The organism is Nocardioides sp. NPDC127503, assembly GCF_040302165.1.
In the GTDB taxonomy this organism is placed as follows: Bacteria; Actinomycetota; Actinomycetes; order Propionibacteriales; family Nocardioidaceae; genus Nocardioides.
Window position 1 is genome coordinate 177,263 of record NZ_JBEORH010000008.1, and the last position, 16,131, is coordinate 193,393.

Below are 16,131 nucleotides of genomic sequence, written 5' to 3' on the forward strand. Positions count from 1 at the left end.
GATTCCGTTCCAGTTTCTTTACGTCCGGCTCATATCGTCGCACCGACCGCCCAGCCGAGACGTCACCGCCGTCGGCCGAGACGTCGCTTGCGTCGGCCGAGACGTCACGGCGGTGCCTAGTCGGCCGACGGTCGCGACTTCTCGGCCGACGGGGCTGACTTCTCGGCGAGGGCGGCGGCCTTGGCAGCGGCGAGTACGTCGATAGCCGGGCGATCTAGCGCAGCGGCGGCGCGGGCGACGTCGTCCCACTCGGGCTGCAGGTTGACGACCTCGCCATCGAGGCGGGCGGCCTTGACCGCGATCGGGTGGCCGTCGACGGTGACGGTGAGCATCTCGCGGGGCAGGGCGTGCTTGACGACCTCGTGCTCGCGTACGCCGATCGTCGAGGTCTCCCGGAAGAACGCCTGCCGGACCGCCTCGGCGGCATCAGGACGGGCGAGGGCGTGGAGCGTGTAGGCGGGTCGGCCCTTCTTCATCAGGATCGGCGTGACCCAGGCGTCCTGCGCGCCAGCCGCCAGAAGCGCGTCGAGAGCCCCGGGGATCAGTCGCGGCTCGAGGTCGTCGATGTTCGCCTCGATGACGAGCTCGGTCGGCGCACTTTCCCCTGGCCGCACCGCAGCCTCACCGATCAGCAGGCGCAATGTGTTCGACCAGCCCTCCGGGTTCCTGCTGCCCGCGCCGACGCCGATCGCTCGGGTCGTCATCGGCGGCTGGTCGCCCCACGAGGTGGCGAGAGTGGTGAGCAGCGCGGCGCCGGTCGGCGTGCACAACTCCATCTCGGGATGTCCGGGAGGCCCCGCGAAGGAAGGTACGCCGGTGAGCAGCCGCGCCACGGCCGGCGGCGGGACCGGGAGGGTGCCGTGAGCGGCCCGGATCGAGCCCGACCCGACCGCGACGGGCGTGACCACGACCTCGACGGCGCCCAGATGCACGAAGGCGGCACAGACCCCGACCACGTCGGCGATCGCGTCCAGCGCCCCGACCTCATGGAAGTGGACCGACTCGGGGGAGATCCCGTGGACGGCCCCCTCGGCCTCAGCCAGCCGCTCGAAGACCCGCAGCGCCAGGTCACGTACGGCGTCGTCCAGAGCGGCGCCGGTCAGCAGAGCGCGGACGTCGGTCCAGGTGCGGTGATGGACCGAGTCGGCGATCTCGACATGGCATCGGGTCGCCGCCAAGGCGCCACGGGTCACCTGCGAAGCAGCGAGATCCACAGGCTCAGGAGCGACGGCATCCACCGACGCGGCGATCACCGAGAGAGGCACGCCGGCACCGATGAGCGCGCCGAGCAGCATGTCTCCCGAGGCTCCGGCAGAGGCGTCGACCCAGACGACGCTCATCGAGCCCGCCGCGCGATCCGGGCCGCCGCGACGCCGGCACCGTAGCCGTTGTCGATGTTGACCACGGTCACGCCCGGGGCACACGAGTTGAGCATCGCCAGCAGCGCGGCCAGCCCGCCGAAGGAGGCGCCGTAGCCGACCGACGTCGGCACCCCGATCATCGGTACTCCGACCAGCCCTCCGACCACGGAGGGCAAGGCGCCTTCCATGCCCGCGACGACGATCAGGCAGTCGGCGTCATCGAGCCGGTCGCGTACGGCCATCAGGCGGTGGATCCCGGCGACACCGACGTCGGTGATCCGCTCGACTCCGGCCCCGTGGACCCGGGCCGCGAGCGCGGCCTCGGCCGCGACCGGCCCGTCGGAGGTCCCGGCGGCCACGACGCACACGCGGCCGTGCGGGGCCGGCAGCGGCCCGAGCGTGACCGCGCGGGCCTCGGCATCGTGGACCGCCGTTGGCAGCTCGGCCGCGACCCGGGCGGCCGCCTCGGCGGAGACCCGGGTGGCCAGGACCGCGCGCGAGGGATGCGCCTCGTGCAGTCGGCGAAGGATCGCGACGACCTGGTCGGGGGTCTTGCCGTCGGCGTACACGACCTCGGGGTCACCGGTGCGGCGCTCCCGGTCGAGATCGACGCGGGCGAACCCGAGATCGGCGGTCGGCTCGTCCGACATCGCTCAGAACCGTGCCGGGTCGGCGGGGTAGACCCCGAGCAGCTTCACGTCGGTGGTGAAGAAGGCCAGCTCCTCCAGGGCCCGCTTCAGCCCCGGCTGGTCCGGGTGCCCGTCGACCTCGGCGAGGAACTGGGTCGCGGTGAACTTCCCATCCACCATGTAGGACTCCAGCTTGGTCATGTTGACGCCGTTGGTCGCGAAGCCGCCGAGCGCCTTGTAGAGGGCCGCCGGGAGGTTGCGTACGTTGAAGATGAACGAGGTCACCACCGGACCCGCGTCGGCGGGAGCCTGGATGAAGTCGGGCGAGAGCACCACGAAGCGGGTGGTGTTGTGGTCGGCGTCCTCGATGTCGGTGGCGAGCACGTCCAGCCCGTAGATCGAGGCGGCCAGCGGCGGAGAGATCGCGGCCATCGACGGGTCGCCAGCCTCGATCACCTCGCGCGCGGCACCGGCGGTGTCACCGGAGACGACCGGCGTGAATCCGTGCTCCCGGATGATGTTTCGGCACTGGCCGAGGGCGTGGACGTGGGAGTGGACCGTACGGATGCCGTCGAGATGGGCGCCCGGAAGGCCGAGCAGGTGGAACCGGATCCGCAGGTAGTGCTCGGCGATGATGTGCAGGTTGGACTCGGGGAGGAAGTGGTGGATGTCGGCCACCCGCCCGGCCAGGGAGTTGTCGATCGGGATCATCGCCAGCGACGCCTCACCTGCCTCGACGGTCGCAAACACGTCCTCGAACGAGGCGCACGGCACCGACTCCAGCTCGGGGTAGTGCCGCTGGCACACCATGTGTGAGTTGGACCCTGGTTCGCCCTGATAGGCGATGCGATGTGGCTCGGACACAGCGACAGTCTAGATTCGCCCGATGTGGTCGCTCTTGCAATTCTCAGTCTGCTGACAGCAATCGCCGCTCTGGTCTTCGCCGGAGCGGCCTGGCAGAAGACGAAGGACGTACGTCGTCCCGACCCTGCCGCCGTCGAGTCGCTGCCGACCGACGTCGCCGGTCTGCGCGCCGAGGTCGCGGCCCTGCGCGCCGAGTCGGCGATGAACCTGCGCCACCTCGCGGTGGTGCGCTTCGACGCCTTCGGGGACGCCGGCGGCCACCTGAGCTGGTGTCTTGCGCTGCTCGACGACAACGGCGACGGGGTCGTGCTCACCTCGATCCACGGCCGCACCGAGGCGAGGTCGTACGCGAAGAGCATCAGCTCCTGGAAGTCGTCCCAGCTGATGTCGCCCGAGGAGACCGAGGCCGTGCAGCAGGCGAAGCCCAAGAGCTGATCCGGCTGATCCGGGCGGAAAACGACGCCGGCACGCTCGGGCGTGGCGGGGGAACCGTTCCGAGCGTGCCGGTTTTCAAACCCGGGCTGCGGGTGGGACGGCCCGGGAGTCGACCACTGGTCGCGGGGGATTTCCGACCAGTGTGTGGGTCTTGCCACGTCGCCGGCCGGAGTCAGGCTTGAGCCCGGTCGAAGACGACGACTCGGCTCACGCCGAGTCGTGTCAGACACCTTATGAACATTTACTTGTCAACAAGACATCTGACTCGGCGAGTCGGCTCGGGGCGACGTGAAAATCGATGCCAAACACGCTGAAATTGCGCTTGATCCGGGACCTTAGGCCCTGATTCTTGGGACCTTTTGCTCCATCGCGTGTCGACCAGATTCGGGACCGAATCGGGACCGGTCATCAGCGTGGCACGCGCACGAGCAGACGCCCGGGAAGGCACTGCATGCGCAGCTCGCGACCATCGGAGATGGTGTCGCCGTCGAGCTGGCGCGGCTGGTCGTGGTTGGTCCGGATCACGACGCTGGCACCGGTCATCCGGTTGACCAGATTGTCGGTGCGCGGCCGCTTGCTCATCACCCGGACCGCGAGCGGGACCCAGGACCAGAACCGCTGCGGATAGAGCAGCACGACGTCGATGAGGCCGTCGTCGAGCGCGGCTGCCGGCAGCAGCGGCATGTTCGCCTGGAGGTAGCCCACGTTGCCGACCACGACCGTGCGCGCCCGGTGCCTGGTGAACTCGCCGTCGTCGACGGAGATCTCCAGCCGCATCGCCGGGAACATCAGGCTCTTGAAGGCGGAGAGGACGTACGCCATCCAACCGATCCGCTTCTTGATGTCCTCGTTGACGCCGCTCATGATCGCGGCGTCGAAGCCCATCCCGGCCATGACGAGGAAGTTGGTGTCCTCGATGTTGTCGCCGGAGACCTCGACCAGGTCGATGGCCTGGTCCTGCCCGGTGAGGGCGACGTCGATCGCGGCGCGGATGTAGAGCGGGATCGACAGGTTGCGGGCCAGCAGGTTGCCGGTGCCGCCGGGGACGATTCCCACCGCGATGCCGGTGCCGGCCAGGGCGGAGCAGACCTCGCGCACGGTGCCGTCGCCGCCACAGACGAGGACCAGGTCGGCGCCCTCCTCCTGGGCCGCTAGCGCCATCCCCTTGCCCGGGTCGTCGACCGTGGTCAGGTACCAGGTCGGCGCCTTCCAGCCGGACTCCTTGGCCATCGTGGTGACCATCGTCTTGAAATGCTCGACCGACTCGACCTTGATCGGGTTGAGGACGACCGCGATCTTCCGGTTGCCGCGCACCGAGTCGACCAGAGGCCGCCGCCCGATCGCGTGCGAGGCGGGCAGCGGCGTGTAGAGCGCCATGCCGAGGAAGACGGCACCGGCGGCGAAGAGGAGCCCACCGATCACGTCGGAGGGGTAGTGGCGTCCGAGGAAGACCCGGTCGGCGGCGACGAGCACGACCAGCAGGATGAGGCCGGTGTAGGCCAGGCGGCGGATGCCGCGGCGGCGTACGAACATCGTCACGACCACCGCGATCACGCCCGCCAGCACCGCGATCCCGGTCGTGTGACCGGACGGGTACGCCGGTGAGTCGTGGAACCACGACGCCAGCTGCCACGCGGGCCGGTCCCGGTCGACGAGCACCACCACCGCGCGGCGTACGACCAGCGTGACCACCACGACGCCGAACACATAGACCGCGGCGCGCAGGTAGGTCCGGAACAGTCCCGCGGCGACCAGGAGGGCGACGCCGACAGCGAGATACCACTCGGTGCCCACCTCGACGATGTGCCAGAAGTCGAGCATCCAGGCGTGCTCCGCGGTCACCGCCGTCGCATCCCAGCCGAGCTCGTCGATCGTCGAGACCGGCGGCCACCCGTTGATCCCCGCGATCCCGATCAGGGCGCACAGAGCGAACAGCGAGGCCGCCCAGAGCAGCAGGGCACGGCGCGAAAGGTCAAGCACGGTGAGTCAGTATGCGCGATACGTCTTCCACACAGTGAATGAACGGGCTGGACAAATCCGCGGGCAGGGCATGTCTGAGAGCGCTATCGTTCGCTCTCCGCGCATGATTCGGGTCGGCGCCGGCACCCCTCGGTCCCTCGTCGTTGTGAGGTCTCTCTCATGCGCTCTCGCGCCTCCTCGTACGCCCTCCTCGGGCTCCTGTCCGTCCCCGCCGTCGCCCTCGGTGTCGGTGGTCTCCTCGCCGGCTCCGCCGCCGCGGCAGAAGGTGAGTGCGGCGGCAAGCCCGTCACCGTCGACCTCGGCGTCGGGGGTCAGGCGCCGACCGAGGGTGACGACGTCATCGCGGTCCCGGCAGGCGTCGCTGTCGATGCCATGGGTGGCAACGACTGGATCTGCGTCCAGGGGGAGGGCGCCGCGGACATCGTCGGTGGCCCGGGTGATGACACGATCTACCCCAGGTACAGCAACCGCGTGAACGCCGGAGAGGGAAACGACACGATCGACGGCGACTTCCTGACGCTCGACGCGGGTGCCGGACACGACGTCATCTTCGGCGGGATGCAGTTTCTGTTTGTCACCGCCAAGGGAGGTGATGGCGACGACACGTTCCACGCGGGTTCCACCGGCGGCGCCTTCGACGGACAGGGTGGCGCCGACACCTTCTACGGTGGTCCGGACAACGACAGAAGCTACGGCGGCGCCGGAGACGACCGGATCTACGGTGCGGACGGTGACGACAACCTCAGGGGTGACGGCGGCGCCGACACCGTGCTCGGAGGAAGCGGCGCAGACCATGTGTCCGTAACGGACGTCGACGCGGTGGGAGATGTCATCGACGCCGGTCCCGACGACGCATCGGTGGACAAGCTCGACCTCGACCAGGGTCTCGTCCCCTCGGGCACAGGCATCGAACTCCACATGGCGTCCGGAACGAGCAGTTGGGGCGTCACCATGGCGGGCTTCGAGTCGGTGGTCGGCACCGATCACGCCGACGTGATCACCGGCACCGACGCTGACGACACCATCGATGCGGCCGGCGGGGGCGACCGGGTAGACGGATCCGAGGGCGCCGACGTCGTTCTCGGTGGTGCTGGTGGTGATGTCCTCGAAGGCGGGCAGGGCAAGGATCGTGTGGAGGCAGGAGACGGCGCTGACCTTGTCTACGGCGAGCGCGGGAACAACTACGACTCAGGCGTGGGAGACGACGACCTCTTGTTCGGGGGTCCTGGAGACGACGAGATGAGCGGGTACGTCGGCAACGACCTTGTCGACGGCGGCGAAGGTCACGACGAACTGGACGGAGGCGACGGTGCGGACACCGTCACCGGCGCTGGTGGCGGCGACCTCATCTACGGGTGGGGTGGTGATGATCGTCTGGACGGCGGCACCGGTACGGACGAGGTCGACGGTGGCTTGGGCGCGAACGTGATCCTGGGTGGCGCCGGCGACGATTTCCTGAACGGGAACAGCGGCTCGAAGGTAACGATCGACGGTGGTCTCGGCGACGACCGGATCGTAGGTTCGCAGGGCAATGATCTGGTGCGTGACAGCGGTGGTCGCAACGAGATCTCGGCGCTCGGCGGTAACGACCGAATCGAGGGTGGCTCGGGAACCGACATCGTCTATGGCGGGCATGGCGCTGACACTCTCTACGGGAATGCCGGCAACGACTTCCTGACGGGTGGCGCTCATGACGGCACGACCGAAGATGCGGCCGTTGATCGCCTCGTCGGGGGCGTCGGCGATGACGAACTCCGCGGGGATGCCGGAAATGACGTGATTGCGGGTGACTCGGGCTACGACCACCTCGAGGGTGGCAGTGGCAACGACTCCCTCGATGGCGGCTCGAGCAATGACACGATCCGCGGCGACAGCGGGAACGACCTGATCGTCGGCGGGATCGGAAACGACCAGATCACTGGTGGATCAGGTGCGGACACGTCCTCGTACTCGAGTGCCTCGGGTGCGGTCAACGTCTCGCTCGCCGCGGGGGCTGCCCGAGCGACGGGGGCGGCTGGGACAGATGCCATGGATCAGATCGAGAGCGTCACGGGAACTCGGTATGGAGATCGCCTCCGCGGAAACGCCGGCGGCAACGTCCTTCTGGGCGGAGGCGGGTCCGACACCATCCTCCCGAAGGGCGGCAACGACCGCGTCGACGGCGGCGCAGGGACGGACACTCTCTCATACGCAGATCAGTGGAGTCGTGTGAAGGTCTCGCTCGCGACGACGGCTCCTCAGGCGACCGGGGCTGGCAGTGATGCCATCCGCAACATCGAGAACCTGGTGGGAACGGAGTACGCCGACGTCCTGAGCGGCAACGCCCTGGTCAATGTGATCACCGGCGGTCAAGGGGCCGACAAGATCTACGGCGGCAGGGGTAGCGACAAGCTCTACGGCAACTTCGGCACGGATGCCCTTCACGGCGGCCTCGGGACGGACTACGGCAATGGCGGCTTGGGCAGAGACTCGTGGACGTCGATCGAGCGCAAGGTCAGCCTTCCGTGATTCGTGAGTCCGTTGTGCGCGAAACGTCTTCCACACAGTCGATGAACGGGCTGGACAAAAGCCGAGGCAGTGGCCGAAGGAAAGCGCTATCGTGCGCTTTCCGCGCATGATTCGGGTCGGCGCCGGCACCCCTCGGTCCCTCGTCGTTGTGAGGTCTTTCTCATGCGCTCTCGCGCCTCCTCGTACGCCCTCCTCGGGCTCCTGTCCGTCCCCGCCGTCGCCCTCGGTGTCGGTGGCCTCCTCGCCGGCTCCGCGGCCGCGGCAGAAGGTGAGTGTGGCGGCAAGACGGTCACCGTCGACCTCAGCGTCGAGGGGCAGGTCCCGACCGAGGGCGACGACGTGATCGTCATCCCGGCAAGTATCTCCGTGGACGCGCTGAGCGGAAACGACACGATCTGCGTCCAGGGGGAGGGCAGTGCAGACATCGTCGGTGGACTGGGTGACGACACCATCTACCCCCGTTTCAGCAACCGGGTGAACGCCGGAGAGGGCAACGACACGATCGAGGGCGACTTCGCGACGCTCGACGCGGGCGGTGGAAATGACGTCATCCGCGCCGGCAAGCAGACATCCCTTCCCGCGAACGGCGGCGATGGCAACGACACGTTCTACGCAGGACCCAGCCGCGGCATCTTCGACGGACAGAGTGGCGCCGACACGTTCTACGGCGGCCCCGGCACCGACTTCGCCAACGGCGGTGCCGGAGATGATCGGATCTACGGCGCCGAGAGCCGTGACGTCCTGCGGGGCGACGACGGGGCCGACCTCGTCGACGGTTCCGCCGGTGACGACCATCTCGTCGGTGGGAAGGATGCAGACACCGTGCTCGGAGGAGGCGGAGCGGACTACGTCATCGCGCGCGACGTGGATGCCGCCGGTGATGTCATCGACGCGGGTTCCGGCGATGCGTCGGTCGACACTCTCGACCTCACTTCTTCGGGGACGGGCGTCGAACTCGACATGGCTTCCGGGACAACGAGCTGGGGTGGCGCCACCATGGCCGGTTTCGAGTTGGTCGACGGCACCGACCACGCCGACAAGATCACGGGTACCCCCGGGGCCGAGACCATCGATGCCGGTGAGGGTGATGACGTCCTCGCCGCCGGTGACGGCGATGACACCATCTGGGGCGAGGCGGGCGACGACCAGATTTCGGCTGGAGGCGGCAATGACTGGGTCAACGCTGGTTACGGCGCTGACGCGGTCGGCGGCGGTACCGGCAACGACACGATCAGGGACGGTGCTGACTATGACGTCGTCCACGGTGATGCGGGCAACGACACCATCGATGCGAGTGCCCACGGCGGCGCCATCGAGAGCAACAGCCTCTACGGCGACGACGGTGACGACACGATCCACGCCTCCTACGGTGGCGACAAGGGGACCACGGACGGTGGAGCAGGTCACGACGTACTGGTGGGTGGGCGGAACGCCAGCGTGCCGGTAGTCGGCGGTGCCGGCGACGACACGATCGAGATCCAGGACGGGCTCGCGATCGCCTACGGCGGCGATGGCAACGACACGCTGCGCTCCCCCGAGATGCCTGGCACCCTTCGTGGGGGCAACGGGGACGACATGGTGGTTGGCGGAGCGGGCTACGACCACCTCTTCGGAGAAGCTGGGGTGGACACCATTCTCGGGAACGGCGGCGGCGACGAGATCCGCGGAGGTTCGGAGAACGACACCCTCAACGGAGGTGCTGGCGACGATACGGTCTACGGAGACTCGGGCAACGACACCGCTGACGCGGGAGAGGGCGTGGACTACGTCCTCGGAGGAACTGGGTCGGACCGCCTTCTCGGTGGCGCCGGCAACGACCGCCTGAAGGGCGAGGCCAGTAACGATCACATCGAGGGTGGCAGCGGCAACGACACGTTGGAGGGCGGCGACAGCACGGACACCCTTCGTGGAGACGACGGCAACGATCTTCTGGCCGGCAACGCGGGCAACGACTCGTTGAACGGGGGCGCGGGAGTGGACACCGCCTCGTACGCGAGCGCAACCAGCGCGGTGTCAGTCACCATCACCAAGGCGACCGGCGGCGGTGGAACCGACACTCTCGCCGGGATGCAGAACTTGACGGGCAGCCCCTACTCCGACCGCCTCACTGGAGACAGTGCTGCCAACGTACTCCTGGCCGGCGGCGGTAACGACACGATCCTGCCCGGCCTCGGAAACGACCGGGCGGAGGGTGGCTCGGGCACCGACACCGTCGAGTACTCGAACGTACGCAACGGAGTGAAGGTCGCGCTCAACACGACCTCGGTGCAGTCGACCGGGGCGGGAGCGGATCGCTTGCTGACCTTCGAGCGTGTGACCGGCACGAACTACGCCGACGTCCTGCGGGGCAACAGCGGAGCCAACAAGCTGGTCGGCCTCGGTGGCTCGGACCGAATCGAAGGCGGCTCGGGCAACGACTCGCTCTACGGCCACTCGGGCAACGACCGTCTCTATGGCGGCTACGGCCGGGACTACGGTGACGGTGGCACGGGTAGCGACAGCAGCTCGTCCGTCGAGCGGCGCGTACGCATCCCGTAGCCCCAGAGGTACGGGAGAGGTACGGGTTCGGGCGGCATCACCGATTCGCGACACTGCCCCTTTCGAGTTCCGAGCACATGAATCGAGAGGGATCCATACAGTGAAGACATCGGTGCGGTTGCGCATGGGCGGCCTGCTCGCGGCGGCAGCTGTGGCAACGGGCGGACTGGTCGCCGTGGACGCGGGCACGGCGCCTGCGGAGGCCGCGGTCAGCTGCACGATCAGCAGCCCGAAGACCGTACGTCCTGGCAACACCGGCAGTTGCGTGACGTTGCTGCAGAAGGTGCTCGGTGGGCTCAGGCCGGACGGTTCGTTCGGGTCCGCGACGACCGCGCGGGTGAAGGACTACCAGAGCGCGAAGGGGTTGTCGGCCGACGGCATCGTCGGGTCGCGCACCTGGTCGAAGATCAAGGCGGGCATGTCCGGCGCCGGCACGATCGTCTCCTCGACCGCGACGGCGAACTGGTACGCCTGCGTCATCGTCCGCGGCGGCCAGTCGATCCGCTACACCGTCACCAACAAGCGCAGCACCGGGTGGCAGCAGGCCACGATCACCACCAGCGGCTCCCTGGCGAACCCACTGATCCGTGGCTCGATCCCCAGCAAGGGCTCGCGTTCGACGGCATCGAACCCCTCGGGCTTCCCGAAGTACTACGCGACCTCGGCCGCCTACATCACCTACACCGGCGGCACCTACTTCACCAACGACTCCTACGGCTACGACTTCCCCAACCGGACGGTCTACCGCTCGTGGCTGCGCCCGTGCGGCAAGACCAGCCCGGTCTACTGGTGACCGGCCGATTTACTGAAGTGAGATCTGGTGGTCCGGTCGACTAGCCTTGCCGCATGATCGACCCGCGCATCCTCCGCGAAGACCCCGACCGCGTACGTGCCTCGCAAGAGCGCCGTGGCGCGTCCTCCGACGTGGTGGACCGGGCGCTGTCCGCGGACAGCGCCCGGCGCGCGGCGATCGCGGACTTCGAGGCCAAGCGGGCCGAGCAGAAGCAGATGGGCAAGAAGGTCGCCCAGGCCAAGGGCGAGGAGAAGCAGCAGCTGCTCGCCGAGGTCAAAGACCTCGCTGCCGCCGTCAAGCAGGCCGAAGCGGCGCAGGGTGTTGCCGAGGAGGAGTGGAAGAAGGCTCTCAAGGCCATCCCCAACCTCGCCGACGACGCTCCGGCCGGCAGCGAGGACGACTTCGTCCTGATCGAGAAGGTCGGCAAGCCGCGTGACTTCGAGGCCGAGGGCTTCGAGCCGCGTGACCACGTCGAGCTCGGCAAGATGCTCGGCGCGATCGACCTCGAGCGCGGCGCCAAGGTCTCGGGCAGCCGCTTCTACTTCCTGACCGGGGTCGGCGCGGAGCTCGAGTTCGCGCTGATCAACCTGGCGATGGAGCAGGCCCGTGAGGCCGGCTTCACCCAGGTCATCGCCCCTGCGCTGGTGCGCCCGGAGGCGATGGAGGGCACCGGCTTCCTCGACCAGGTCGACGACGGCGTCTACAAGATCGAGGACGACGACCTCTACCTCGTCGGCACCTCGGAGGTGCCCATGGCGGCCTACCACTCCAACGAGATCCTCGACCCCGACACGCTCCCGCGGCGCTACGCCGCCTTCTCGTCGTGCTTCCGCAAGGAGGCCGGCTCGGCCGGCAAGGACACCAAGGGCATCATCCGGGTCCACCAGTTCGAGAAGGTGGAGATGTTCGTCTACACCACCCTCGAGGAGTCGTACGCCGAGCACCAGCGTCTCCTCGAGTGGGAGAAGGCGTTCCTGGACAAGCTCGAGCTCGCCTACCAGGTGATCGACGTGGCCGCGGGCGACCTCGGTCCGAGCGCGCTGCGGAAGTTCGACTGCGAGGCGTGGATCCCCACCCAGGGGAAGTACCGCGAGCTCACCTCGGCGTCCAACTGCACCACCTTCCAGGCTCGCCGCCTCGACATCCGGGCACGCACGGAGAACGGCACCACCCCGGTCGCCACGCTCAACGGCACGCTGACCGCGATCACCCGCGCCATCGTCGCCGTCCTGGAGACCCACCAGCAGGCCGACGGCTCGGTGCGAGTGCCGAAGGCGCTGCAGAAATGGCTCGGCCGCGAGGTTCTGGAGCCGATCCAGAAGTGAGCACGACCGAGAGCACCACCGCCCGGCCCGGTGAGGCCGCCTGGCACCCGAAGCTCGTCGCGCTCGACATCGACGGCACCCTGCTGCGCTGGATCGAGGGCACCGGCACCACCTCCGAGGCGCTCTCGGACAAGGTGCGTGAGGCGGTCCGCCGGGCGTACGACTCCGGCGCCCATGTGGTGCTCTCCTCCGGTCGCTCGGCCCACTCGATGACCGGGATCGCCGACCTGCTCGGGCTCCCGGACGAGGGCGCGGAGCGGTTGTGGATCGTCGCCTCCAACGGGGCGGTGGTGCTTCGCTACCCGCCGGTCGAGGTGGTGCACGAGGAGACCTTCGACGCCCGCGCGGCGGTGGAGAAGATCGTGGAACGACGGCCGAACGTGCTGGTTGCGGTCGAGAACCGTGGCCTGGGCTACCGGTTCAACCGACCGTTCCCCGAGGGCGAGCTCGACGGTGCGCACCTGATCGCCCCGGTCGAGGAGATGGTCGCCGAGCCGGTCTCCCGAGTGATCATCCGGGACCCCGACGCGACCCCTGAGGACTTCCTCGCCCTCGGCCGCGAGCTCGGCCTGCACGGCATCGACTACGTGGTCGGCTACACCGCCTGGCTCGACCTCACCCCGGTCGGCGTCTCCAAGGCATCGGGCCTCTCCTACGTCTGCGACCAGCTCGACCTCGAGCCGGCCGACGTGCTCGCCATCGGTGACGGCCGCAACGACGTCGAGATGCTCGAATGGGCCGGCCGCGGGGTGGCGATGGGCAACGCCCCTGACGTCGTCCAAGAGATCGCCGACGCCGTCACCGCCCACGTCGCCGACGACGGCGCGGCGCTGGAACTCTCCCGCTGGTTCTGAAAGTCTCAGCGCTCGTGACTCTTCCCAACACCGTCACGACGGAGCGGCTGACGCTCCCGTTGTGGACCCGCGCCGACGTCGAGGCGATCCGCGATCCCGACAGCGGGATCGGACGGCCGCAGAGCTGGCACCCGCAGTTCCCGCGCGAGGACGACCGCGACGCGGCGACGATGTGGGTCGAGGGCGACCGGTGGAGCTCCCGCTACATCATGCGCAACGGCACCGTACTCGGCTCGATCGGCTTCTTCGGGCCGCCCGACGCCGCCCCCGACGGCACCCCGGAGACCGAGGTCGGCTACGGCCTGATCGAAGAGGCGCGCGGGTGGGGTTTCGCCACCGAGGCGCTCAAGGGTCTGCTGGCGTGCGCGGACGAAGAGGGCGTACGCATCCGGGCCTCTGTCGAGCCCGCCAACGCGGCCAGCCTCCGAGTGCTCGCCAAGTGCGGGTTCACCGAGCTGCGTGGCGCCGACGAGGACGGGCATCTGGTGATGGCCAGGCCGGTGCCCGGTGGCAGAATGGAAGAATGAGGACGCCGAAGCTCGTCGCCACCGACCTCGACGGCACCCTGGTCAGAGCGGACGGTTCGGTCTCGGACTTCACCCGTGGCGTGCTCGTGAAGCTCGAGGAGATCGGCGTGCCGGTCATCTTCGTGACCGGCCGGCCGCTGCGCTGGACCCGTGAGCTCTTCGAGCACATCGGCAGCGTCGGGCTGGCGATCGTCTCCAACGGAGCCCTGGTCTGGGACGTCGCCGCCGATCAGCCCCGGCTCACCCGGCTGATAGAGCCGGCCCTGACCGCCGAGGTGGCGGCGGCGCTGAAGGAGAACGTGCCCGGACTGGTCTTCGCGACCGAGTCGCTCGAAGGGTGGTCGTGCGAGCCCGCGTTCGCGACCCACACGTCCGACGCCCTCCGGCCCGCCAGGCGCGTCGCGCCGATCGAGGAGCTCGCCGACGAGCCGCTGATCAAGCTGCTCGCCCGCCGCGACGACCACGACGACGCCGACGAGCTGCTCGCGGCCGCGGCGGCCGTCGTCGGCGATCGCGTCAACGTCACCCACTCGTCGTTCCCGCTGCTCGAGATCAGCGCCCCCGGGGTCACCAAGGCCTCCACGCTGGAGCTGGTCTGCACCGAGCTCGGCATCTCCGCGGCGGACGTGATCGCCTTCGGCGACATGCCCAACGACCTGCCGATGCTGACCTGGGCGGGGACCTCGTACGCCATGGCAGACGCCCATCCGAGCGTGGTCACGTGCGCGTCGCATCTCGCGCCCGGGCATGAAGAAGACGGTGTCGCGCGGGTCCTGGCTGGAGTCTTCGGCCTGTGACTGGTTTGATCTTCGCCATGCGCCGCGTCCCCCAGTTCCTCGCTGCCCTCGCTCTTGCGGTGACAGCGGTGGCCACGACGAGCCCCGCACCCGCCTCGGCAGCCCCTGTTACGGCTCCCGCGAAGTGCCCGGCCTTCAAGCTCAGCGACGCGGTCAAGGAGCCGCTGGTCTTCCACGCACGGGTGACCGGCCCCGGCAAGGCCACCAAGAAGGGCGGCCCGGTGGTCTACCCGGTGACCGTCGTCAAGGCGCTCAAAGGCGTGACCGGCGGCAGCAACCTCGACGTCGCGCTCAACCCCGGTGTGTGCCAGAAGAAGTCGCTGACCGCCAACGAGGACTACTACTTCTTCGTGCAGAAAAAGGGCGACACGATCCTCGCCGCCGGCAGCGCGCCGCGCGTCGAGGAATACACCGACAAGCTCCAGGCCGAGATCGCCAAGGAGTTCCCCGAGGTGATCACCCCCGAGCCTCAGCAGGTGAGCTTCAGCGAGCCCGCATCTCCCGAGGGTCAGAAGCTCGTCGAGGTCGCCGCTCCGGGCGTCGTACTCATCGTCGTCGGCCTGCTCGGCCTGATCATCGTGATGATTCTCGGGCGACGGAAGGTCTCGTAGCCTCCGGCGGCACCCACCCCGGCGGCCGGAAGACGTAGCTCAGCTTGAGCCGCCAGCCGGCGGCGCTGCGTACGTCGTTCCAGAGCTCACGGAAGGCGCCGTACTCCAGCCGGAGCAGGTTGTAGGTGTCGACCTTGTAGGTCAGGCCGTACGTCGGGCGCTGTCGCTCAGGCTGGAAGGTGCCGAAGAGGCGGTCCCAGATGATCAGGATGCCGGCGTAGTTCTTGTCCAGGTACTCCGGGTCGGAGCCGTGGTGGACGCGGTGGTGCGAGGGCGTGTTGAGCACGAGCTCCAGCGGTCGCCAGAGCTTGCCGATCGTCTCGGTGTGCACGAAGAACTGGTAGATCAGGTTGATCGAGAAGGCGATGTAGATCGCCGCCGGTGAGATGCCGAGGAACGGCAGCGGCAGGAAGAAGAAGAACTCGAACCACGGGTTCCACTTCTGCCGCAGCGCGGTCGCGAACGTCATGTACTCGCTGGAGTGGTGTGCCTGGTGGGCGGCCCAGCCGACTCTCGTCCGGTGCACGAAGCGGTGGTTCCAGTAGTAGGCCAGGTCGACGATCACGACCGAGATCGCCAGACCCCACCACGTCTCCGGGACCTGCCACAGCGACGCGTAGGCGAAGATCGCCGCGTAGACCGCGAAGGTCAGCACCTTGAACACGGTCATCGACACGATCGAGCCGAGGCCCATCAGGATCGAGGTGCGCGCGTCCTTGAAGACGTAACCGGCCAGATTGTCGTCGTGATCGAGCCACTTCAGCGCCGCCAGCTCGATGAGGATCGAGATCACGAAGAACGGGATGGCGTACGTCAACGGGTTCTTCAACGGGTCGAGCATGTCGTTCATGGGGGACCTCCCAGTGGATATGACCTTGGAGTAAGTTACCTCAAGGTCATATCGCGCCG

Annotated in this window: 14 protein-coding genes; 9 read left to right on the plus strand and 5 right to left on the minus strand. The window is 68.4% G+C overall.

Annotated features, from left to right (window positions below):
* Positions 1-116: 116 nt before the first annotated feature.
* From larC to ABTW65_RS19050, 3 genes are read right to left on the minus strand one after another with little or no spacing between them, the layout of a single operon-like run.
* Positions 117-1,340, minus strand: a complete 1,224-nt coding sequence (larC, locus tag ABTW65_RS19040; RefSeq protein WP_350662903.1) for a nickel pincer cofactor biosynthesis protein LarC — start codon at positions 1,338-1,340, stop codon at positions 117-119.
* Positions 1,337-2,011, minus strand: coding sequence for a nickel pincer cofactor biosynthesis protein LarB (gene larB, locus ABTW65_RS19045; protein WP_350662905.1), 675 nt, complete (start codon positions 2,009-2,011; stop codon positions 1,337-1,339). The genes larC and larB overlap by 4 nt, the downstream gene beginning before the upstream one ends.
* A 3-nt stretch (positions 2,012-2,014) precedes the next feature.
* Positions 2,015-2,854 carry a prephenate dehydratase gene (locus ABTW65_RS19050; protein WP_350662908.1) on the minus strand — a complete coding sequence of 280 codons (840 nt, stop codon included), beginning with the start codon at positions 2,852-2,854 and terminating at the stop codon, positions 2,015-2,017.
* A gap of 24 nt (positions 2,855-2,878) precedes the next feature.
* Here ABTW65_RS19050 and ABTW65_RS19055 point away from each other — a divergent pair, with 24 nt between their 5' ends.
* The gene (locus ABTW65_RS19055; protein ID WP_350662910.1) at positions 2,879-3,289 is read left to right on the plus strand and encodes a DUF4446 family protein; all 411 of its coding nucleotides are present in this window, start codon (positions 2,879-2,881) and stop codon (positions 3,287-3,289) included.
* A gap of 408 nt (positions 3,290-3,697) precedes the next feature.
* Here the strand turns inward: ABTW65_RS19055 and ABTW65_RS19060 are convergent, their stop codons facing one another.
* Positions 3,698-5,269: a bifunctional phosphatase PAP2/diacylglycerol kinase family protein gene (locus tag ABTW65_RS19060; protein WP_350662912.1), complete on the minus strand. Its 1,572-nt coding sequence runs from the start codon at positions 5,267-5,269 to the stop codon at positions 3,698-3,700.
* Positions 5,270-5,641: 372 nt separating this feature from the next.
* Here ABTW65_RS19060 and ABTW65_RS19065 point away from each other — a divergent pair, with 372 nt between their 5' ends.
* The 8 genes from ABTW65_RS19065 to ABTW65_RS19100 all read left to right on the plus strand — a co-directional run bounded on the left by ABTW65_RS19065 (position 5,642) and on the right by ABTW65_RS19100 (position 15,222).
* Positions 5,642-7,777 carry a calcium-binding protein gene (locus ABTW65_RS19065; protein ID WP_350662914.1) on the plus strand — a complete coding sequence of 712 codons (2,136 nt, stop codon included), beginning with the start codon at positions 5,642-5,644 and terminating at the stop codon, positions 7,775-7,777.
* 162 nt (positions 7,778-7,939) lie between these two features.
* Positions 7,940-10,315, plus strand: a complete 2,376-nt coding sequence (locus ABTW65_RS19070; protein WP_350662916.1) for a calcium-binding protein — start codon at positions 7,940-7,942, stop codon at positions 10,313-10,315.
* Positions 10,316-10,415: 100 nt separating this feature from the next.
* Positions 10,416-11,108 carry a peptidoglycan-binding domain-containing protein gene (locus tag ABTW65_RS19075; RefSeq protein ID WP_350662918.1) on the plus strand — a complete coding sequence of 231 codons (693 nt, stop codon included), beginning with the start codon at positions 10,416-10,418 and terminating at the stop codon, positions 11,106-11,108.
* A gap of 53 nt (positions 11,109-11,161) precedes the next feature.
* Entirely contained in the window at positions 11,162-12,433 is a 1,272-nt protein-coding gene (gene serS / locus ABTW65_RS19080) for a serine--tRNA ligase (RefSeq protein ID WP_350662920.1), read from the plus strand.
* A complete protein-coding gene (locus ABTW65_RS19085) occupies positions 12,430-13,287 on the plus strand; it encodes an HAD family hydrolase (protein ID WP_350662922.1) in 858 nt (285 codons plus the stop codon). Before serS ends, ABTW65_RS19085 begins: the two co-directional genes overlap by 4 nt.
* A 14-nt stretch (positions 13,288-13,301) precedes the next feature.
* Entirely contained in the window at positions 13,302-13,814 is a 513-nt protein-coding gene (locus ABTW65_RS19090; RefSeq protein ID WP_350662924.1) for a GNAT family N-acetyltransferase, read from the plus strand.
* Positions 13,811-14,611: an HAD family hydrolase gene (locus ABTW65_RS19095; RefSeq protein ID WP_350662926.1), complete on the plus strand. Its 801-nt coding sequence runs from the start codon at positions 13,811-13,813 to the stop codon at positions 14,609-14,611. Before ABTW65_RS19090 ends, ABTW65_RS19095 begins: the two co-directional genes overlap by 4 nt.
* The gene (locus ABTW65_RS19100; RefSeq protein WP_350662928.1) at positions 14,608-15,222 is read left to right on the plus strand and encodes a hypothetical protein; all 615 of its coding nucleotides are present in this window, start codon (positions 14,608-14,610) and stop codon (positions 15,220-15,222) included. The genes ABTW65_RS19095 and ABTW65_RS19100 overlap by 4 nt, the downstream gene beginning before the upstream one ends.
* Here ABTW65_RS19100 and ABTW65_RS19105 read toward each other — a convergent pair.
* The gene (locus ABTW65_RS19105) at positions 15,185-16,072 is read right to left on the minus strand and encodes a sterol desaturase family protein (RefSeq protein ID WP_350662930.1); all 888 of its coding nucleotides are present in this window, start codon (positions 16,070-16,072) and stop codon (positions 15,185-15,187) included. The genes ABTW65_RS19100 and ABTW65_RS19105 overlap by 38 nt on opposite strands.
* Between the last annotated feature and the right edge of the window lie 59 nt (positions 16,073-16,131).